At 70.9% G+C, this 20,100-nt stretch carries 17 protein-coding genes; 5 read left to right on the forward strand and 12 right to left on the reverse strand.

All coding sequences use genetic code 11. The annotated features are described in order from the left end of the window. The 4 genes from Val02_RS39945 to Val02_RS39960 all read right to left on the reverse strand — a co-directional run bounded on the left by Val02_RS39945 (position 1) and on the right by Val02_RS39960 (position 6,023). Entirely contained in the window at positions 1 to 378 is a 378-nt protein-coding gene (locus tag Val02_RS39945; RefSeq protein WP_203904580.1) for a DUF742 domain-containing protein, read from the reverse strand. A 50-nt stretch (positions 379 to 428) separates the two neighbouring features. Next, on the reverse strand, positions 429 to 833 hold the full coding sequence (locus tag Val02_RS39950) for a roadblock/LC7 domain-containing protein (RefSeq protein ID WP_203904540.1): 405 nt from the start codon (positions 831 to 833) through the stop codon (positions 429 to 431). Then, entirely contained in the window at positions 830 to 4,543 is a 3,714-nt protein-coding gene (locus Val02_RS39955) for a sensor histidine kinase (protein ID WP_203904541.1), read from the reverse strand. The genes Val02_RS39950 and Val02_RS39955 overlap by 4 nt, the downstream gene beginning before the upstream one ends. A gap of 406 nt (positions 4,544 to 4,949) precedes the next feature. Continuing rightward, positions 4,950 to 6,023: an adenosine deaminase gene (locus tag Val02_RS39960; protein WP_203904542.1), complete on the reverse strand. Its 1,074-nt coding sequence runs from the start codon at positions 6,021 to 6,023 to the stop codon at positions 4,950 to 4,952. A 36-nt stretch (positions 6,024 to 6,059) separates the two neighbouring features. Here Val02_RS39960 and Val02_RS39965 point away from each other — a divergent pair, with 36 nt between their 5' ends. The 3 genes from Val02_RS39965 to Val02_RS39975 all read left to right on the forward strand — a co-directional run bounded on the left by Val02_RS39965 (position 6,060) and on the right by Val02_RS39975 (position 9,826). Then, positions 6,060 to 6,860, forward strand: a complete 801-nt coding sequence (locus tag Val02_RS39965) for a putative RNA methyltransferase (RefSeq protein WP_239153694.1) — start codon at positions 6,060 to 6,062, stop codon at positions 6,858 to 6,860. After that, positions 6,857 to 9,055, forward strand: a complete 2,199-nt coding sequence (locus Val02_RS39970; protein ID WP_239153695.1) for an MMPL family transporter — start codon at positions 6,857 to 6,859, stop codon at positions 9,053 to 9,055. Before Val02_RS39965 ends, Val02_RS39970 begins: the two co-directional genes overlap by 4 nt. 69 nt (positions 9,056 to 9,124) lie before the next feature. Further along, positions 9,125 to 9,826, forward strand: a complete 702-nt coding sequence (locus Val02_RS39975) for a hypothetical protein (protein ID WP_203904543.1) — start codon at positions 9,125 to 9,127, stop codon at positions 9,824 to 9,826. Between the two features lie 3 nt (positions 9,827 to 9,829). Here the strand turns inward: Val02_RS39975 and Val02_RS39980 are convergent, their stop codons facing one another. The 8 genes from Val02_RS39980 to Val02_RS40015 form a co-directional block, all read right to left on the reverse strand. Beyond that, positions 9,830 to 10,510 carry a DUF4272 domain-containing protein gene (locus Val02_RS39980; RefSeq protein ID WP_203904544.1) on the reverse strand — a complete coding sequence of 227 codons (681 nt, stop codon included), beginning with the start codon at positions 10,508 to 10,510 and terminating at the stop codon, positions 9,830 to 9,832. Between the two features lie 98 nt (positions 10,511 to 10,608). Next, the gene (locus tag Val02_RS39985; RefSeq protein WP_203904545.1) at positions 10,609 to 11,895 is read right to left on the reverse strand and encodes a thymidine phosphorylase; all 1,287 of its coding nucleotides are present in this window, start codon (positions 11,893 to 11,895) and stop codon (positions 10,609 to 10,611) included. A gap of 54 nt (positions 11,896 to 11,949) precedes the next feature. Continuing rightward, positions 11,950 to 12,681, reverse strand: coding sequence for a cytidine deaminase (locus Val02_RS39990; protein ID WP_203904546.1), 732 nt, complete (start codon positions 12,679 to 12,681; stop codon positions 11,950 to 11,952). A gap of 37 nt (positions 12,682 to 12,718) precedes the next feature. Beyond that, positions 12,719 to 13,996: an ABC transporter permease gene (locus Val02_RS39995; RefSeq protein ID WP_239153696.1), complete on the reverse strand. Its 1,278-nt coding sequence runs from the start codon at positions 13,994 to 13,996 to the stop codon at positions 12,719 to 12,721. Further along, a complete protein-coding gene (locus tag Val02_RS40000; RefSeq protein ID WP_203904547.1) occupies positions 13,993 to 15,111 on the reverse strand; it encodes an ABC transporter permease in 1,119 nt (372 codons plus the stop codon). Before Val02_RS40000 ends, Val02_RS39995 begins: the two co-directional genes overlap by 4 nt. Positions 15,112 to 15,229: 118 nt before the next feature. Then, positions 15,230 to 16,816, reverse strand: a complete 1,587-nt coding sequence (locus Val02_RS40005) for an ABC transporter ATP-binding protein (RefSeq protein ID WP_203904548.1) — start codon at positions 16,814 to 16,816, stop codon at positions 15,230 to 15,232. 100 nt (positions 16,817 to 16,916) lie between these two features. Next, complete coding sequence (locus tag Val02_RS40010; protein ID WP_203904549.1) at positions 16,917 to 17,984, reverse strand: BMP family lipoprotein; 1,068 nt, start codon at positions 17,982 to 17,984, stop codon at positions 16,917 to 16,919. A 132-nt stretch (positions 17,985 to 18,116) separates the two neighbouring features. After that, positions 18,117 to 18,461, reverse strand: a complete 345-nt coding sequence (locus Val02_RS40015; RefSeq protein ID WP_203904550.1) for a hypothetical protein — start codon at positions 18,459 to 18,461, stop codon at positions 18,117 to 18,119. A gap of 78 nt (positions 18,462 to 18,539) precedes the next feature. Between Val02_RS40015 and Val02_RS40020 the strand changes: the two genes are divergently transcribed. Then, the gene (locus Val02_RS40020; RefSeq protein ID WP_203904551.1) at positions 18,540 to 19,157 is read left to right on the forward strand and encodes a TetR/AcrR family transcriptional regulator; all 618 of its coding nucleotides are present in this window, start codon (positions 18,540 to 18,542) and stop codon (positions 19,155 to 19,157) included. Next, entirely contained in the window at positions 19,154 to 20,095 is a 942-nt protein-coding gene (locus Val02_RS40025) for a MerR family transcriptional regulator (protein ID WP_203904552.1), read from the forward strand. The genes Val02_RS40020 and Val02_RS40025 overlap by 4 nt, the downstream gene beginning before the upstream one ends. Positions 20,096 to 20,100 lie beyond the last annotated feature (5 nt).

The following is a 20,100-nucleotide window of genomic DNA, read 5'->3' on the forward strand; positions in this document are numbered from 1 at the left end:
TTAGAGCCTCCGAAGTCCACTGAGCACCCTCTCCAGCAGTTCTGTGCCCACCGGCTCGTTGTCGTCCAACGAGGCCGGCTCATGTACCGAGACCAGGCCGTCCTCCGCCATATCGGCGATGAGCACCCGGGCCACACCCAAGGGGAGATGCAATCGCGCCGCGATCTCCGCGAGCGACTGCACCCTGCCATCGCACAACGTGGCAATGTACTGCTGCTCCTGGCCATGGTTTCCGCCCGGCCGGCTCCCCGCAGTCCGGCCGCGCACCGTGGTCTCGATGAGCGCTTCAATCGCGATCTCAAGGGTGGGCCGGGTGCGGCCTCGGGTCACGGCGTATGGCCGCACAAGCGCGCCTGTTGGTTCGTCCCGATCCGCCATTTCGCCGTTCACCTCCTCAACGCTTCCGCATCCTGCACCAACCGCTTAATTTAGCCAAGCATCGATGCTGCGGGTCGCGGAGCCGGTGTCAAAGCGTCACCGACCCGGTCAACCAGCAGCGCCATTTCATAACCAACCTGACCGACGTCGCATGCCCGCGCGGCCAACACCGCGAACGACGAGCCGTCCGAGATCGACATCAGGAAGAGAAAGCCGTTGTCCATCTCGACAACGGTCTGCAGCACCGCACCGCCCTCGAAGCAACGCGAGGCGCCCTGGGTGAGGCTGACGAGCCCGGAAGCGATGGCGGAAAGCTGGTCGGCACGGTCCCGGGGCAGATCCCGGGAAGCCGCCAGAAGCAGGCCGTCCGCCGAGACCGCCACCGCGTGTGCGACACCTGGTACGCGATCGGCGAAGTTGGCGAGCAACCAACCGAGGTCCTGGGTCGATGTCATGCTTCGTGCTCCTTGCCACCCTGCGGGTTCCGTGCCCCTGCCTGGGACGCGCCGGAATCAGCGGTAGTCGGTTGCTGGCTGGTGCGTCCACGCTGGACGCCCCGGTGGTACGCGGACAGCAGGCCCCGGACACCCTCGGGAGTGCGTCGGTGCGCTGTCGTCGTGCTCTTCTCGATGCCGCCCGGAACGAGCTGCGACATCGGCACCCGCTTCGGCAGACCGGTCTCCGTAAGGCTGAAGTCCCGTTCCTCCACGATCGCCTCGGCGGCCTGCCAGCCCTCGTCGGCTGCCGTACGCCAGGTTACCTGCTCGCCCGGACCAACCCTGTCCCCCGGAACCGGACCGGTGCCGGGCTGTGACATCGCGGCGGCCGGAGCCATCGACGGGGCCGGCTCAGCGGGCCGCGACGGCGGCGTGCCGTACGGGCTGTCGGCGGTCGAGGGCGGGCTGCCGTACGGGCTGTCGGAGAACGGTGCCGCGTCGGCCGGGTTGGGCCCCCGCGTCGTGGGACGGGTCGGCAGCGCCGTGATACCGCCGGCGCGGCCACCCGAGGGCGGCGTGGCCGGCTGCTCCGAAGCGGCGGGAGCCGTGGGAGCCTGCCGTTCCGCCGAACCGTTGAGCGACGGCGCAGCCGCCGTGCCGTTGGCCGAGATCGCGGCCGGAGCCTCGATCGACGGCGCGTTTTCCGCGTCCATCGGCGACGGCCGCTTGGTGCTGAACCACTTGGACTCCACCGACCGGAAGATCGGCAGCTCCATGGTCTCGTCCATGGCCGGCATCGCGGCCAGCTGCTCCTCGCTCGGCAGCTCCGGGCGAAGGTTGCTGCGCGAACCCTGCGGCGGCTCCCAGTCGTCCCGCAGCCGCGGGATCTCGGCAGTCATGTCGACGGCCGGACCGAAGATCGAATCGGCGGCTGCCGGCTCGGGCTCCGGCGACGGCGTCGGCGCGACCGGCGGCCACGCGGGCGGCGGGGTCGGACCGGACGGCGGACCACCGAGGGGACCGGTCGGACGGGCCGGCAGCGGCGCCGACTGGCTGCCCGCGGGGGGCAGCGCCGGAGGCGGCGTGGCCGGACCGGCCGGCGGGCCGGAGTGGAACGCCTCGGGCGTCGTCGGACGCTGGCGCGGAATCAGCGAACCGTTGTCGCCCGCACCCTGGTCCGAAGAGACCTCGCCGTCGACGGTCCAGTGGTCACCGGCGCGACGCTGCGGGAGCGAGCTGTCCGGGGCCGGAACGGGCGGCGGAGGCATGGTGCCGTTGCCGTTGTTGGGCACGACCGGCGTGGCACCCGTCAGGTCGGACCACGGCGGCAGGGCACGCTGCGGGCCGGGGCGCGCCGGCGGAGGCGCGTCGCCGCCACCGCGCATCGGACGGTCGCCACCCGAGGGCGGCTTGCTGAACCCGCCGAACCCACCGGAGGCGGCGCCACCGGAGGTCGGCGCGGCCTGCGGCCGGGACGGCAGCGCGCCGTTGCCCGGGACGGGGCCGTTGTTGCCGACGAACGCACTGGGCGACGACGGGCCGACACCGGCCGGGGTGAGCCCGTTGGCACCCGCACCAGCGCTCTGGAAGCCGGACTGCCGGGTCGGAATGCCCTGGCTGCCCTCCAGCGCGAGTGCGCGGGAGCCGCTGGTCGGAGCCGGCTGCGGCGGGAGCGACGGCGGAAGCTGCCGCTCGGGTGCGGGGGCCGGGCCGGCACCCGCGCCCACCATCGGCATCTGCGAGGTGGGGGTCCGTCCGGCCATCGCCCGCTGGACCAGCACACCGGCCGGCAGGGCGATGTCGGCGACGGTGCCGCGTTCCTGGGCGCGCCGCAGTTCCACCTTGACGCCGTGCCGGGCCGCCAGCCGGGCGACCACGACGAGGCCCATCATTCGGGAGACGGCGACGTCCACGACCGGCGGGTTGGCCAGCTTGTCGTTGAGCTCGCGCATCTGGTCGGGGCTGATGCCGATGCCGCGGTCCTCGACCAGCAGCACGGCGCGGTCACCGACCCGACGGGCCTCCACGACGACGGCGGAGTCCGGCGGCGAGAACGCGGTCGCGTTGTCGAGCAGCTCGGCGATCAGGTGGACCATGTCGTTGACCGCGTGCGCCGCGATCTCGACGTCCCGGTCGATCGTGCCGAACTCGATGCGGGTGTAGTGCTCCACCTCGGACTGCGCGGCGCGGAGGACGTCCATGAGGGGCGCCGGCTCGCGCTGCACACGGGAGGAGTCGGCACCGGCGAGGACCAGGAGGTTCTCGTCGTTACGCCGCATTCGGGTGGCCAGGTGGTCCAGCTGGAACAGCTCGGCCAGGCGGTCCGGGTCCTCCTCACCGCGTTCGAGGCGGTCCAGGTGACCGATGAGCCGGTCGACCAAGATCTGCGAACGGCGGGCGAGGTTGACGAACATCGTCGCGACGCTGGCGCGCAGTTGGGCCTGCTCGGCCGCGGTACGCACCGCTTCGAGGTGAACGGCGTTGAACGCCTCGGTCACCTGCCCGAACTCGTCCCGGCTGCGCACCGGCAGCGGCTCCGAGATCTGGCGCGCTACCTGATCCGGCGAGGATTGGATGGCCAGTGCGGGATCGCGCAGTCGGGCCACCGCCTGCGGCAGGCCGTACTGGGCGACGGTGAGCGCGCCGTGGCGCAGTTCGCGCAGGGAGCGGGCCATCGACCGGGCGACGAGCCAGGCGAAGAGGATCGCCAGGAGCAGCATCGCCAGGAGCAGGCCGGTCTCGACGAGAACGGTGCGCTGCAGGTTGTCCCGCTCGATGGTGGCGCGTTCGACGATCGCCTCGTCCATCTCGTGCTCGACCTCGCGCAGCCGGTCGGCGTAGGCCGACATCGCGCTGTCCCAGTCGACCGCGGTGAACGTCAGGCCGGCGCCCTGGGCGGAGCCCACCTGGCCCTCGTAGAGAACGGCCTTGCGCAGGTCACCACCGGAGAGCGTCTGCTCGAAGAGCTCCTTCTGGCTGGGCAGCGCGTTTTCCTTGAACCGCGCCTCGGCCTCCTGGCGGAGCGCGATCCGGCTGTCGAACTCCTGCTGCAGCACGCTGGTCATGCCGCCTTCGCCGGCGGCGAGCGCCCGGAGCACGACGATGCGTTCCTGGGTGAGGAACTCCTTCTGCTCCGAGATCGCGTACGCGTTCTGCTGGTCGACGCTCAGCTCGGGCTCGTTGGTGAGCCGCGCGGAGGCCTGCTTGACCGAGAGAAGACCGTCGACGATCTCCTGGTAGCGGTGCGCCAGGTTGGACTGGGCGAGGCCCTTGTCGCTGCGCAGCTGCTCCCGGATGACGGGGATGTCGCTGAGCTGGCCGTCGACCTGCTTGAGCACCGGATTGGCGGTGTCGTCCACGTCCGCGACGGCGGAACGGCTGGACTGGTAGCCCTGCAGCGTCTTGTCCGTCTGCGGTGTGACCTTGTCGAACGCGGCCTTGGCCTCGGCCTTGCCCGCTTCCGGCGAACCGGCGAGCAGGATGGCGGCGGCGCGCTCGTTCTGCAGGTCGTGGATCAGCCCGCCGGCCTGCTCGGAGAGCCGGGACAGGGTGCGCGTCCGGTCGGCCCCGTTGGCGGAGTCGACGTTTTCGATGAGTCCCGCGGTACCCACCACGATCGTGGCGATCGTCGGAACGATCATGATCAGTCCGAGTTTGGACCAGATCGGTAGGTCGCGGAGCCGGCCCACCGGGTTGCGCAGACGGGAGAACCTGGGGTTCTCCGTCATCGGCCGATCGCTCACCTCACCGCCCCTCCATACCGGCGCCCACACTTGCCAGGGCAACCGTAACCGTCCGGCTCGATCCGGCCAGACCTCCGAGATTCCACCACGTCCGTTGCCCCAAAGAAAGCCCAGGATGCCCGGGATCGCATATGTATGGAGATGGTTGGACCGCGCGGTGGGCGGGGAAAGAACACGATTTGTCCTTATTAATTTCGGGACCAAAGCCCTTATTCGGACACCGTTCTTTGGTAGGAAACAAGACCAAAGCCCGTGATCCGGACACTAGCCCGAGCACTCGGAATGAGCCGACCGGACGATCCCGGTACCGCCCGTATGTTGACGCTGACTGGCGGTATGACGCGGACACGGTGTGCGCATCGGTTGCGCACACCGTTGGTACACCCGACAATCACGCGGCGCCGAGCTTGGCGTACCCTGGCTTGATCACATCGTTGATGAGCGCGAGTCGTTCGTCGAATGCGATAAATGCGCTCTTCATCGCGTTGACGGTGAACCATTGCAACTCGGTCCACCCGTAGCCGAAGGCGTCGCACAGCAACGCCATCTCCCGCGACATCGAGGTGCCGCTCATCAGGCGGTTGTCGGTGTTGACCGTCACCCGGAAGCGGAGGTCACGCAGCAGGCCGATCGGGTGCTCCGCGATCGACGGGGCCGCGCCGGTCTGCACGTTCGACGAGGGACACAGCTCCAACGGGATCCGCTTGTCGCGCACGTAAGCGGCGAGCCGGCCCAATGACCGGTCCGCCGGATCGATGTCGTCGACGATCCGCACCCCGTGACCGAGGCGGTCCGCCCCGCACCACTGGATCGCCTGCCAGATCGACGGCAGCCCGAAGGCCTCGCCGGCATGGATGGTGAAGTGGAAGTTCTCCCGCTGGAGATACTCGAACGCGTCCAGGTGCCGGGTGGGCGGGAACCCCGCCTCCGCACCGGCGATGTCGAAGCCGACGACGCCGCCGTCCCGGTAGCGCACGGACAGTTCGGCGATCTCCATCGAACGGGCGGCGTGCCGCATCGCGGTCAACAACGTGCCCATCCGGATCGGCTTGCCCTCGGCGGCCGCCCGCGCGGAACCGTCGACGAAGCCCGCCAGCACCGCCTCGACCACCTCCGGCAGCGTCAGTCCGCGGGTCAGGTGCTGCTCGGGCGCGAACCGCACCTCGGCGTAGACCACCCCGTCGCGGGCCAGGTCGAGGGCGCACTCGGCGGCGACCCGGTGCAGCGACTCAGCCGTCTGCATGACAGCGACCGTGTGGCTGAACGTCTCCAGGTACCGTTCCAACGAGCCCGAGTCGGCGGCCCTGGTGAACCACTCCCCCAGGGCGTCGGCCGAGTCGGCGGGCAGCTCGTGCCCGACCTCCGCGGCGAGTTCGACCACGGTGGACGGCCGCAGGCCGCCGTCGAGGTGATCGTGCAGTAGGACCTTGGGGGCGAGCCGGATCTCGTCATAGGTCGGTGCCATGCGAAGACCCTAGTGCGCGCCCGAAGGGATGGACGGGTGGATCAACGGATAGTCGACCTCCTGCGCTGCCCGCACTGCGGCGGCACCCTGTGTCCCGCCGACAGCGGGCTGCGCTGCAAAAAAGGGCACACGTTCGATCAGGCCCGGCAGGGCTACGTCGACCTCACCCCCGGTCGGGTCACGCACGAGGGCGACACCGCGCCGATGGTGCAGGCGCGCGAGGCGGTGCAGGGCGCCGGCCACTTCGCCTTCCTCACGGACGGGCTGCGCGACGTGCTCATGCCGTTCCCCCGGGGAGTGATCGTGGACGTGGGGGCCGGAACGGGGCATCACCTGGCCGCGCTGCTCGACGGCCGGCCCGACGACCTCGGACTCGGACTCGACGTCTCCAAGGCCGCGCTGCGGCGGGCCGCGCGGGCACACCCCCGGCTGACGGCCGTGCGGGCCGACGCCTGGCGGCGGCTGCCGCTGGCCGACCACGCGGCCACCACCCTCCTGAACGTCTTCGCCCCCCGCGACGGCGCCGAGTTCGCCCGGGTGCTGGCGCCCGGCGGCCGGCTGGTCGTCGTGACGCCCACCGACGAGCACCTGCGTGAGCTGCACCTGACGGTCCGCGTCGACCCCGCCAAGGCGGAACGGCTGGCCTCGACCCTCGCGCCGTGGTTCATCCGGGAAGATGAGGCGGGACTGCGCACGAGCCTGCGGCTGTCCGGGCAGGACGCGGCCGCGTTCGTGGCGATGGGTCCCAACGCCCACCATCAGCAGGCCGCCCGGCCGGCGGGCGGCACGGTCACCGCCTCGGTGCGGATCAGCACCTGGCGACGAGCGGAGGAGTGACGACGTTGGGTGCGATCGCGGGGGTCGGCCGCTGGTGCTTCCGTCACCGGTGGTGGGTGCTGCTCATCTGGGTCCTCGCGGTCGGCGCCGGCGGCGCCTCGGCGGGTGCCGTCTTCGACCGGCTGGTCGGCGACAACAACCCGCGGGGCGTCGAGTCGATCGAGGCGTTCGACGTGCTCGGTGCCGGCAACGAGTCCGGCGGCACGGTGGTCGCCCTGGTCGACGGCGTCGACGCCGCGTCGGCACCGGTGCGCAATGTCGTGTCACTGTTCGCCGAGGACCTGCGCACCGATCCGGCGGTCAAGGAGGTGGCGCACCCGTTCGACGGTTCACCGGCCGCGCCGGCGATGATCGCCCGGGACGGCCGCGCGCTGCTGATCAGCGTGGTGCTCAAGCCCGCCGAGGACGACCGGGTCAAGGGCGAGACCATCGACGGGCTGACCGGCCGGCTGGACGGGATCGCCGCGAAGCTGCGCGCGGCGGGCCAGCCCGACGCGAAGATCAAGGTCGGCGGCAACACCGTCCTCAACCGGGAGGTCAACCAGACCGTTCAGGTGGACCTGCAGCGGGCCGAGATCATCTCGCTGCCGGTCACGCTGCTGGTGCTGGTGGTCGTCTTCGGCGGGCTGGTCGCCGCCGGGCTCCCGGTGCTCACCGCCGCCTTCTCGGTCGCCGCCGCGATGACGGTTCTCCTGGGATTCTCCTACTTAACCGATCTCGACCAGAACGTCGTGACCGTCGTCACGCTGATGGGCCTCGGGTTGTCGATCGACTACGGACTGCTGCTGGTGGCCCGTTTCCGCGAGGAACGCGGTGCCGGGTTCGACCCGGAGGAGGCGACGGCGCGGGCGTGGGCGACGGCCGGCCGCACGATCATGTTCAGTGCGCTCACCGTGGCGGCGGCGCTGGCCGGGCTCCTCATGTTCGACATCTCGGCGCTGGCTGCCCTCGGCGCGGCCGGCGTCTCGATCGCGCTCATGGCCATGGTCACCTCGCTGACGTTCACGGCCGCGCTGCTGGCGTTCGCGCGCAACCGGATCAAGCCGGCCGCCGCGTCCAAGGACTCCGACGACCACGGCTTCTTCGCCCGGCTCTCCGGCTTCGTGCAGCGGCGTCCGTGGCCGGTCGCGCTGCTCACCGCCGCCGCGCTGATCGCCATGGGCCTTCCGCTGTTGACCGCCACCGTCATCCTGCCGCAGCTCGAAGGGCTCCCCGACGACCTCGAGTCGGTCCAGGTGGAACACGCCCGGACGGCCCGGTTCGGATTGGAGTCCGCGCCGACCGTGCTCGTCGTCGCGCGCACCACGCCGGAACAGCTCACCGCGTGGGCCGGCCGGTGGAGCACCGACGCCGCCGTCGCGGAGGTCCGCCCGGCGCGGGCCACCGGGCACGACATCTCCCAGGTGCAGCTCGTGCTCAGGGGCGGCGCGCAGGACGAGGCGGCCCAGGCGCTCGTCGAGCGGGTGCGCGACGACCGGCCGCCGGGCGAGTCGTGGGTCACCGGCGACGCCGCCATCCTGGTCGACCTGATGGACCTGATCTACGACGGGCTGCCGTGGGCGGTCGGGGTCACGCTGCTCGCGATGGTGCTGCTGCTGTTCGCGTTCACCGGGTCCGTCGTGGTCCCGATCAAGGCGATCCTGGCGAACGTCATCTCGCTCGGCTCCACGTTCGGCGTGCTGGTGGCCGTCTTCGAGTACGGGTACGGCGAGGACGTCCTGCACACGCTCACCATCGGCGGGCTGTCGCCGTTCATCGTCGTGATCGTGTTCGCGTTCGCGTTCGGGCTGTCGATGGACTACGAGGTGTTCCTGCTCGGCCGGATCAAGGAGTACGTCGAACGCGGGGTCGACTCCGACACCGCCGTGCGGCGCGGGCTGCAGCACACCGGCCGGATCATCACATCGGCGGCGCTGCTGATGGTGGTCGTGTTCGCCTGCTTCGCCGGCGCGCGGGTGGGTCAGATCGAGGAGGTCGGGCTCGGGCTCACGGTCGCCGTGCTGATCGACGCGACGATCGTGCGCTGTCTGCTGGTTCCCGCGACGATGACCCTCCTCGGCAGGTGGAACTGGTGGGCGCCGGCGCCGCTGCGCAGGCTGCACGAGAAGTTCGGGCTGCGCGAGGCGACGCTGCCGGAGCCCGGAGCCGAACGGGCACCGGTGGACCTCGTGAAGGCCGGCGACCCGAGGGACTGAGGGCGCTTTCGCACCACGCGGGAAAACTCCCACGGAGCAGGAGTGCCGTCTGCCGCTACGGTGTCGCGGGTGCAGCCATACCCGCAGGACCAGCGGCCCGCGTACGGATACCCGCCGCCCGGCTATCCACCGCCGCCCGGCTTCGCACCGCCACCGCCGCGCCGGCGTGGCCGCGGCGGGCTGGTCTTCCTGCTGATCGTGGTCGCCGTGGTGTGCCTCGGCGGGCCGGGCGTCACCGCGCTGGTCTACTTCACCCAGGAGAACGGCCCCTACAGCGCGATCCCCAGCGCCTGCCAGCTGATGAACGGCGACGTCGCCAAGCAGATCATCGGCGGGCTCTCCGGCGACCCGAAGGACGGCACCTACCGCTGCGAGTGGAACGGCACCGATTTCATCCTGCACGTCGAGGTGGACATCTATCACCGCGAGAAGTTCACGGACAGCGTCGAGAACGCGCAGGAGAGGTTCGAGTTCGCCGTCTATCTGGACCGACCGCAGATCCCCTCGATCGAGGAGACCCGCGTGGAGCAGACCTACGGCGTCGGCCAGGTGGGGCTGGTGTCCTTCACGGTCAAGCGGCTGGACAAGGACGAGTCGACCGACCTGGTGGCGGTGGGCCGCACCGGCAACGCCGTCATCAAGGTCTCCTATTTCAGGGTGGCCCGGAACGTCCCGAAGCACATGGATCCCGCGACCGCCGAGAAGACACTGCGCGACCTCGTGCCGACCGCCGAGCAGCTCTACAACGACGTCGCGGAGGAACTGCGCTAGGCCTCAGACGGAGAGGTCGATCTCTTCCCAGGTCAGCGGCGCGTCGTGATACGGCCCGTGGAAGACGACCGCCCACTCCAACGCCCACCGGCGCTGGCCGATCGTGTTGGAGTCGACCTGCCCGGGCAGGGGCAGCCGGCGGCGTTCGGACTCCAGATAGGCCCAGTCGAGGCAGTAGTACATGTCGAGCATGGCCGCGACCTCGGCCGCCCCGCGCGGTGCGGCGAGGGTGCGGGCGCGCCACTCGTTGAAGCGTTCCCCCTGAGGCAGAACGGGCAGACGGCGGGTGAGGTCGTCGACGGACGGGTACAGCGGATCGAGGTCCGGGGTCAGTCCCATCACCCAGGCCAGTGCGAAGACGGCCTCCAGATGCAGCGAGAACGCCATGGTGTCGCCCTTGTCGGAGACGACGAAGCGCCACTCGGGGCCGGTGAGCTGCTCCACGAGGCGCGCGTCGAGCAGCCACTCCATGGCCCGCTCGGGCGGCATGCCGAAGCTGCGGGCCAGCACGACGTTGAGAATCGCGACCCGTGCCTCGATCTCGGCGCGGGGGCGCAGGGCCAGCTCGTCGCCGGGCTCCCAGACCAGCGGGAACCCGGACGCGGGCACCGGCAGGCGCAACTTCTCGAGCACGTCGAGGCTCGATTCGCGAATCTCGACGGGGTCCGGTGCGGGTACGGTCACGGCGCCCTCCTCGGGAGGACTGTAACCATCGCCTGGGCGCAGCGACAACGATCGACTACCCTCAGTCACTCCCTCGCCGGTCGGGCCGGGTGACCCGCTCAGCGGTCCGTAATCGTCTCCAGGATCAGGGGCCCCTGTTCGGGCGCGGCGTCCGCGACGGTCACCGCCGCGACCGCGAGTTCGCGCGCCGCCGGGATTCGCTCCTTCTCCTGGGAACGCAGTTCGCACAGCACGTCTCCGGCCGCGACCCGGTCCCCCGGCCGGCGGTGCAGCACGACGCCCGCGCTCGCCGACACCGGATCCTCCTTGCGGGCCCGGCCGGCGCCGAGCCGCCACGCGGCGACCCCCATGCCGTACGCGTCGATCCCGGCGACGAAGCCGTCCCGTTCGGCGCGCACGAACTCCGTCTCCGGCGCCACCGGCAGCGCCGCGTCGGGATCCCCGTCCTGGGCCCGCACCAGCGCCCGCCACGAGTCCATCGCCCGGCCGTCGCGCAGGGCCTTCTCCGGATCGGCGTCGAGCCCGGCCGCGTCGAGCATCTCGCGGGCCAGCGCCAGGGTCAGTTCGACCACGTCGGGCGGGCCGCCGCCGGCCAACACCTCCAGGGTCTCCTCGACCTCCACCGAGTGTCCGATCGCCAGGCCGAGCGGGGTGTCCATGGCGGTCAGCAGCGCCCTGGTCGTGACGCCGTGCGCGGTGCCCAGGGCGACCATGGTGCGGGCCAGTTCGCGGGCGTCCTCGACGTCCCGCATGAACGCCCCCGAGCCGAACTTCACGTCCAGGATCAGCGCGGCGGTGCCCTCGGCGATCTTCTTACTCATGATCGAACTGGCGATGAGCGGGATCGCCTCGACCGTGCCCGTCACGTCGCGCAGGGCGTACAGCTTGCGATCGGCGGGTGCCAGCCCCTCCCCGGCGGCACAGATCGCCGCGCCGACCTCCGACAGCTGCGCCACGAACTCCTCGTTGGACAGCCGCGTCCGGAAACCCGGGATCGCCTCCAGCTTGTCGAGCGTGCCGCCGGTGTGCCCCAGCCCCCGCCCCGACAGCTGCGGAACGGCCGCCCCGCACGCGGCGACGAGCGGCGTGAGCGGCAGCGTGATCTTGTCGCCGACGCCGCCGGTGGAGTGCTTGTCGACGGTGGGGCGTTCGACGGCGGAGAGGTCGAGGCGTTCGCCGGAGGCGATCATGGCGGCCGTCCAGCGGGCGATCTCGCCGGCCGTCATGCCGCGCAGCAGGATCGCCATCGCCAGGGCCGACATCTGCTCGTCGGCCACCGCGCCCTTCGTGTAGGCGTCGATCACCCAGTCGATGGCGGCGTCGGAAAGGACCTTGCCGTCGCGCTTGGTCCGGATGACCTCTACCGCGCTGAAGCTGCTGCTCATGGGTGCGTCCTGCTCACGGCTTGTCGGGCGGGCTGACGGGCTTGTGCGGCGCGCTCACGGGTGCCAGTCCTCGGTCAGGTCCGCCGGGCGGGTCCCCGCGCCGGCCCAGTACGTGCCGCCCTGGCCGTCCACCACGACCACGCGCGGCGTGCGGGCCCGGCCCCAGGCGACGGCGTCGGGCGCACCGCCCCACACCGGCGCCTCCTCGATGATCGCGCCGCCCTGGTCGGCACTCCAGTAGCCGGTCCACACCTGCTGGCCGCCGGCCACGTCCGGGTGCAGGAAGACGGTGCCCGTGCCGACCACGTGCGCGAGCGTGGCGGGGACCCGTTCGGAGCGGTCGAGGCTGCCGGTGAGGCCGCCCGCCACCCCCTCGGTCGCCGCCGCCGCGGTCGCCACCCGGCCGAGGTCCACCTCGTCGAACGCGTACGGCAGCAGCTCGGCCATCGTCAGCGGCCCGCCGACGTGGTCCACCAGCAGCTTCGCGCCGCCGTGCTCCCACAGCAGCTGCCGGCACCGGCCGCACGGCATCAGCGGCGAGCCGTTGCCGTCGACGCAGGCGAACGCCACCAGCCGGCCGCCGCCCGAGGCGTGCAACGCCGACACCAGGCCGCACTCGGCGCAGAGCCCGACGCCGTAGGAGGCGTTCTCGACGTTGCAGCCGGAGATCACCCGCCCGTCGTCGACAAGCGCGGCGGCTCCCACGGGAAAGCCCGAGTACGGCGCGTACGCCCGTCGCATGGCCGCGTTGGCCGCGGCTCGCAGGGATTCCCAGTCCACGTCCACGCACCCGATCCTACGGCCGCCGGAATCCGCCGGTGATCTAGCTGCCTCGTCGGTACGGGACGCCGTCGGCCGCGGGTGGTCGCAGGCGCTGCGCGGCCAGGGCGAGCACCACGAGCGTCGTCACGTGCGGGGCGAACTGCACGAACGGCACCGGCACCCGGTCCGTCGCGAAGTACGTCACCGCCGACAGCACGCCGAACGCCACGGCCAACCCGCCCACGATGTACTTGCGCCGGTACAGCTGCCACGCGCCGACCAGCACCAGCAGCGCCGCGATGAGCAGCAGCAGGGCGTGCACCGACTCCGCGCCCCGGCGCAGCTGCACCGCGTCGATGTAGCCGAACAGCAGCGAACCCGTCGCGAGGCCGCCCGGTCGCCAGTTCCCGAAGATCATGGCGGCGAGACCGATGTAACCGCGACCGTTGACCTGGCCCTCGCGGTAGATGGACGCCGCGACCATCGACAGGAACGCCCCGCCGAGCCCGGCCAGCGCGCCCGAGACCACCACGCCGTAGTACTTGTACCGGTAGACGTTGACGCCGAGGGTCTCCGCCGCCTCCGGGTGTTCGCCGACGGAGCGCAGCCGCAGCCCGAACGGCGTGCGCCACAGGATGTAGAACGTCAGTGGCACCAGCAGCACGGCGATGACCGTCAGCACCGACACCTCGGTGAACAGGCCGCGCAGCACACCGGCGAGATCGCTGATCAGGAACCAGCCGCGCTTCTCCAGCGTCTCCAACCCGTCGACGCCCGGAACGGAGATCCGCGGCAGCTCCGGCACGGTCGGCGACTGGTTGACGCCGCCGCCCTCCGTTCCCTCGAACGCCAGCTGCGACAGGTACCGGCAGGTGCCGCTCGCCAGGATGGTGATCGCGACGCCGGAGACGATGTGGTCCACCCCGAACGTCACCGTGGCCACCGCGTGCAGCAGGCCGCCGAGCGCGCCGCCGAGCAGGGCGGCGACCAGGCCCACCCACGGCCCCCAGTTGTACGCGCCCCACGCGCCGAACCAGGTACCGAAGATCATCATGCCCTCGAGGCCGATGTTGACCACGCCGGCGCGTTCCGACCAGAGGCCACCCAGACCGGCGAGCCCGATCGGCACCGCGGCCTGCAGTGCCGCGCGGGTCGCCCCGCTGGAGGTGAGGTCGTCGGCGCCGGTCAGGACCCGCACCAGCGACAGCGCGACCAGCCCGCCCGCGATCATCAGCAGCACGATCGGCAGCCGCAGCCGGCGCTTCTTCGGCGGGGCGTCGTGCCCCGGCCCGCCGGCCGGCCCGGCCGGCTGGCTCGACAAGATGGCGTCCGCGGTCACGCTGAAACTCCCGTCGGGGCCGGGGTGGCGACACTCTCGCCGACCCGCTTCTGCTGCAACCGCTTCGTCACGTGCGAGGTCAGCTCGTACGCGACCACCACCGCGAGCACGGCCGTGCCCTGCATGATCGTGACCGTCTCCTTCGGGATCCCCTCCAGGTCGAGGATCTGCGCGGAACGTTCCAGGAAGCCCCACAGCAGCGCGCCGAACGCCATCCCGATCGGATGATTGCGCCCGAGCAGCGCGATCGCGATACCGGTGAACCCGAGCCCGCCGACGCTCTCCGTGAACGCGTGCTGCTCCCCGAACAGCTGCGGCAGGCCGACCAGCCCCGCGACCGCCCCGGAGAGCAGCATCGCCGCAATCACCATGCGCTTGGCGTCGACCCCGCTCGCGACGGCCGCGGACGGGTTGGCGCCGGCCGCCCGCAGGTCGAACCCGAACCGGGTGCGCCCGAGCAGGAACCAGTACGCGACCCCGACGAGCGCGGCCACGACGATGAAGCCGAAGACGCCGTCCTTCGTGCCGGACACGATCGGCAGGTCCGAGATCCACACGTCCTTCGGGAGGATCGGTGTGGTGACGGCGTTGCTCCCCGCGGCCTGCACGCCCAGCTTGTCCGTCGTGAGCAGGAACGCCACGAAGCCGCCCGCGATCGTGTTCAGCATGATCGTGGAGATCACCTCGCTGACCCCGCGGGTCACCTTGAGCAGCGCGGCGAGTCCCGCCCACGCGGCCCCGACCAGCATCGCGACCAGCACGATGAGCACGATCCGCACGACGCCCGGCACCGCGTCCATGAACGACGCACCGCCGAGCGCGGCGGCGAGCAGCGCGGCGATCCGGTACTGCCCGTCGACGCCGATGTTGAACAGCCCCATCCGGAACCCGATGGCCGCCGCCACCGCCGACAGGTAGTACGGCGTCGCCTTGTCGAGCATCGCCGCGATCGAACCGGGCTGCGACCCGTAGTCCAGCATCAGTTCGAACGTCGGGAAGACCTCCTTGCCGCCGACCGCGAGCACGATCGACGACACGACCAGCGCGATGAGGATCGCACCGAGCGGGGCGATCAGCGGCGGCAGCAGCCGGACCCAGTCGAAGCGGGTCTTCATGACGATCCCCGCGCAGGCGCCGGGGCGGCGCAGGCGCCGCCGCCTTCCCTCGTCGCTCCGGTAGCTACGCTCCCTCCGCTCCTCAGTCCAGGCGGCGTCGCGCCACCCCGCCGCGCGCTCATGCCTGCTCCCCCTTCGGCGCTTCCTTCTTGAGTTCCTCGACGGCGGCCGAGATGCGCTCCACCGCCGGTGAGGGCTGTTCCGCGGCGCCCGTCATCGCCAGGCCCAACTGCTCGGGCGTGACCGTCGCCGGATCGGCGTCGGCGACCAGCTTCCCGCGGTAGATCACCCGCAGCGTGTCCGAGAGGCCGATCAGTTCGTCCAGGTCGGCGCTGATCAGCAGCACGCCCAGGCCGTCGTGGCGGGCCTGCCGGATGTGGTCCCAGATGGCGGCCTGCGCGCCCACGTCCACACCCCGCGTGGGGTGCGCCGCGATCAGCACCTTCGGCGCGTGGCTCATCTCCCGGCCGACGATCAGCTTCTGCTGGTTGCCGCCGGAGAGGGCGTGCGCGGCGACCTCGATCCCGGGCGTGCGGACGTCGTACTGCTCGACGATGCGTTCGGTGTCCTTGCGCGCCGCGCCCGTCGTGAGCAGGCCGCGTCCGGAGTTCGGGGACTCGGTCTGGTGGCCGAGCATGCGGTTCTCCCAGAGCGGCGCCTCCAGCAGGAGACCGTGCCGGTGCCGATCCTCGGGAACGTAGCCGAGCCCGGCCTCACGCCGCTTGCGCGTGGACCAGGCGGTGATCTCGTCGCCGGCCAGTTCGACGGTGCCGGCGGCGGGGCGCATGCCCATGATCGCTTCGACCAGTTCGGCCTGGCCGTTGCCCTCGACGCCGGCGATGCCGAGCACCTCGCCCTTGTGGATGGTCAGGTCCACGCCGTCGATGAGCGTGCGGCCGGCCGCCGACAGCACGGTCAGCCCGCGCACGGTCAGGGCCGGCGTGGTCGTCACGGTCGACTCGCGCGTCTCCGGGCTGGGCAGTTCGCTGCCGACCATGAGGGTGGCCAGCTCGCGGGCGGTCACGTCGGCGGGCAGCACCGAGGCGACCGTGGTGCCGCGCCGGATCACCGTGATGGCGTCGGCGACCGACAGGACCTCGTGCAGCTTGTGCGAGATGAAGATGATGGTCAGCCCCTCGGCGGTGAGCTGACGCAGGTTGCCGAAGAGTTCGTCGACCTCCTGCGGGACCAGCACGGCCGTGGGCTCGTCGAGGATCAGGATCTTCGCGCCGCGGTAGAGCACCTTGATGATCTCGACGCGCTGGCGGTCGCCGACGCCCAGTTCCTCGACCAGGGCCTCGGGGTCGACCTCCAGGCCGTACTGGCGGGAGATCTCCCGGATCTTCGCCGTCGCCTTCCCGCCGATCCCGTACAGCTTCTCCGCGCCGAGGACGACATTCTCTTGAACGGTCAGATTGTCGGCGAGCATGAAGTGCTGGTGCACCATGCCGATCCCCGCGCCGATGGCCTGCTGCGGGGAGGTGAAGCGCACCGCCGAGCCGTTGATCCGGATCTCGCCCTCGTCGGGGCGGTACATCCCGTACAGGATCTTCATCAGCGTCGATTTGCCGGCGCCGTTCTCCCCGACGATCGCGTGGATCGTGCCCCGTCCGACCGTGATGTGGATGTCGGAGTTGGCGACGACGCCGGGGAAACGTTTGGTGATGCCGGACAGTTCGACGGCTGCGGGGGGTTCGGCGGCCATCTATCGCTCCTGGTGGTCGGAACACGACTTTGTATGTCAAGCGGTGCGGCGGCGAGGGGGATGACCCCTCGCCGCCGCGACCCTATGTGATGCGGAACGACTATGACGTCGGCGCCGTCGGCACCGTCACCTTGCCGTCGATGATCTGCTGCTTGTACTCGTCCAGCTTCGGCTTGATGTCGTCGACCTTGCCGCCGCTGGTGGAGTAGCCGACGCCTTCCTTCTTCAGGTCGAACGTCAGCGTGCCCGCGGCGAACGTGTTGTTCGAGACGCTCTTGACGAAGTCGTACACGGCGACGTCCACGCGCTTGAGCATCGACGTGATGATCACGTCCTTGACCGCGGCGTCAGCGGTGTTGTACTGGTCCGAGTCGACCCCGATGGCCAGCTTGCCCTTGGCCTTCGCGGCCTTGAACACGCCGGAGCCCGAGCCGCCGGCCGCCTGGTACACGATGTCGGCGCCCTGGTCGTACATGCCCTCGGCGACGGTCTGGCCCTTGGCCGGGTCGTTGAACCCGGAGCACTTGTCGGCCGGCGTCGAGATGTACTGCGCGAGCACCTTCGTGCCCGCCTTGGCAGCCGCGGCACCCGCCTTGAAGCCGGCCTCGAACTTCTTGATCAGCGGCGTGTCGCAGCCGCCGACGAACCCGACCGTGCCGCTGGTCGTCTTCAGCGCGGCGGCCGCGCCGACCAGGAAGGAGCCCTGCTCCTCCGCGAAGACCAGGCTCGCCACGTTGCTGCCCGGGACGACCGAGTCGATGATCGCGAACTTGGTGTCCGGGCACTCCTTCGCGGCCTTGGCCACGGGGCCGGTCGCGGGGTCGGCGCCGGCGTACACGAACCCGACCGCGATGACCGGGTTGTATCCCGACGTGCACAGCAGCTTCAGCCGCTCGTACTTGTCGTTCTCCGATTCGGTGGCGTTGGCGGCGAGGTCCTTCACCTCGACGTCAAGCTCCTGCTTCGCCTTGTCGAGCCCTGCCGCGGCGGCATCGTTGAAGGACTTGTCGCCGCGCCCGCCGATGTCGAACGCCAGCCCGACCTTGACCTTGGTCTTGCCGTCCCCGGTCCCGGAGTCGTCGTCGCCACCACCACAGGCGGAGACCCCGAGTAACAGAACCGCGGCACTGGCCACCGCGAGCAGCTGCATCCCACGCGCTTGGCGCAAGATGACCTCCTTCCCCAAAGCACCGCCTGGTTGCGGTGACCCAACGGACCGCAGCGTACGCCGCACGCAGAGCAGATCCGATGTTTGCTGCGAGGTTGGGAGATCCGCGTTACCGGAGCGTGACGTGGGCTCTCAGGTCCACAGGGTGGCGACGGCGCCGGTGACCAGAACCATGCCGAGCGTCGCCAGGAAATGGCCCTTGGCGACCTGTTCGCGACGGCGCGAGAAGAACACCATCACGAAAATCAATATTGCCAGCACAAGCTTGACCGCGAGCTTCGCGGGCGACGGCTGGGCGTCCCGGTCCGGCCACGGCGCGGCGAGGATCAGGCCCGTCACCACCTGAATGACCGCGCCCCACAGCATCGCGGGGTTGATGCGCAGCTTCCCGGAGACGTACTGCGCGATCGCGCCACCGAGCAACAGGCCGAAGCCGATGAGGTGGGCGTAACGGAGGATCAACCGAAGGGCTTCCACGGCGCAGAGTATGCCGCAGGCGCCGAATCGTCCCCGAACGCCGGTTCACGGCGGGGCGTTCGTTCTACGGTTTCCGTTATGCCACGCGTGTCCGACGAGCACCTCGCCGCCCGCCGCCAGCAGATTCTCGACGCCGCGCGGGTGTGTTTCGTGCGCAACGGGTTCCACGCGACCTCCATGCAGGAGGTGATCGCCGAGGCCGGACTCTCGGTCGGCGCGATCTACCGGTACTTCCCCAGCAAGACCGCGCTCATCATCGGCATCGCCGAGGACACCGCCGCCCAGGTCTCCGACCGGCTGGCGCAGTTCGTCAAGGCCCGCGACCTGTCGCTGGTCGACGCGATGGTGCTCGCCGCCGGCATCGTCGACGAGAACTCCGACGACGACGGCCAGCTCCGCCTCGCCGTTCAGCTGTGGTCGGAGGCCATGCGCGACCCCGCGCTCGCCGAACTGACGCGCGTCATCTACTCCGGCATCCTCGCCAACTACGTCGCCATCGCCCGGCACGCCGTCGAACGCGGCGACCTGCCGCCGCACGCCGACCCGGAGGGCGTCGGGGCGGTGCTCGGTTCGTCGATCATCGGCTACGGCATCGTGCGGCTCCTGACCGGCGGCCCCGACCTGGAGACCTACAAGGCGGGGCTGCGCGCGACCTTGACTCTCCCCTCACGGGAGACCGCACGATCGTCGGCATGAACATCGGCGAGCTGGCCCGTCGCACCGGGCTGTCGGTGAAGACCATCCGGTACTACTCCGACGAGGGCCTGGTGCCGGAGGTGTCGCGCACGGCGTCCGGGTACCGGCGCTACGACCAGGCGGCGCTGGTCCGGCTGGAGTTCGTGCGGACGCTGCGCGATCTCGGCCTCGACCTGGCCACCATCCGACGGGTCCTGGACCGGCAGGTCGACCTGCGCGCCGTGGCGCGGGCCCACGCGGAGGCGCTCGCCGCCCAGATCCGCCTGCTGCGGGTGCAGCGCGCCGCGCTGCGCGCACTCGCCGAGGGCGACACCACCCCGGAAGAGGTGGACCGGATGAACCGCATCGCCCAGGCCACGGCCGAGGAACGCCGAAGGCACCTCGACGACTTCCTCAACAGCATCTTCGACCTCGGCGAGGGCCCGATCGACAACGACTTCACGAGGATGATGCGCGGGGCCACGCCCGAGCTGCCCGACGACCCGACCGAGGAGCAGCTCGACGCCTGGCTGGAACTGGCCGAGCTGATGCGCGACGAGGCGTTCCGCGCGCGGTTGCGGGAGATGAGCCGGCGCAGCTTCCTCCCGACCCGGGACGACGACCCGGCCGCCGCCGTCAGCGGCCCCGACGCCAGGGCCTTCTCCGAGAAGATCTTCGCCCGCGTGCAGGAGGCGCTCGACGCCGGCATCGCGCCCGACTCGCCGGCGGCCGCACCGGTGGTCGACGACCTGATCGGCATCTTCGCGGAGGCGGCCGGCACGCCGGACACCCCCGAGTACCGCCGCCGGTTGCTGCCCTCGGTCGAACTCGCCTACGAGCCGAAGGCCGAGCGGTACTGGCAGCTGCTCGGCACCATCAACGGCTGGCCGGCGTTCCCGCCGCAGACGCATCTGTGGGGCTGGTTCGTGAGCGCCCTGCGGGAATCGTCGACCGACTAACGTCG

This window comes from Virgisporangium aliadipatigenens, assembly GCF_016863615.1.
GTDB classification, from domain to species: domain Bacteria; phylum Actinomycetota; class Actinomycetes; order Mycobacteriales; family Micromonosporaceae; genus Virgisporangium; species Virgisporangium aliadipatigenens.

What these genes read in the sequence shown, in the direction of transcription:
- Val02_RS39945 (WP_203904580.1), bottom strand. Translation starts at nt 378, where the DNA reads ATGGCGGATCGGGACGAACCAACAGGCGCGCTTGTGCGGCCATACGCC.
- Val02_RS39950 (WP_203904540.1), bottom strand. Translation starts at nt 833, where the DNA reads ATGACATCGACCCAGGACCTCGGTTGGTTGCTCGCCAACTTCGCCGAT.
- Val02_RS39955 (WP_203904541.1), bottom strand. Translation starts at nt 4,543, where the DNA reads ATGACGGAGAACCCCAGGTTCTCCCGTCTGCGCAACCCGGTGGGCCGG.
- Val02_RS39960 (WP_203904542.1), bottom strand. Translation starts at nt 6,023, where the DNA reads ATGGCACCGACCTATGACGAGATCCGGCTCGCCCCCAAGGTCCTACTG.
- Val02_RS39985 (WP_203904545.1), bottom strand. Translation starts at nt 11,895, where the DNA reads ATGAGCAGCAGCTTCAGCGCGGTAGAGGTCATCCGGACCAAGCGCGAC.
- Val02_RS40000 (WP_203904547.1), bottom strand. Translation starts at nt 15,111, where the DNA reads ATGAAGACCCGCTTCGACTGGGTCCGGCTGCTGCCGCCGCTGATCGCC.
- Val02_RS40005 (WP_203904548.1), bottom strand. Translation starts at nt 16,816, where the DNA reads ATGGCCGCCGAACCCCCCGCAGCCGTCGAACTGTCCGGCATCACCAAA.
- Val02_RS40020 (WP_203904551.1), top strand. Translation starts at nt 18,540, where the DNA reads ATGCCACGCGTGTCCGACGAGCACCTCGCCGCCCGCCGCCAGCAGATT.
- Val02_RS40025 (WP_203904552.1), top strand. Translation starts at nt 19,154, where the DNA reads ATGAACATCGGCGAGCTGGCCCGTCGCACCGGGCTGTCGGTGAAGACC.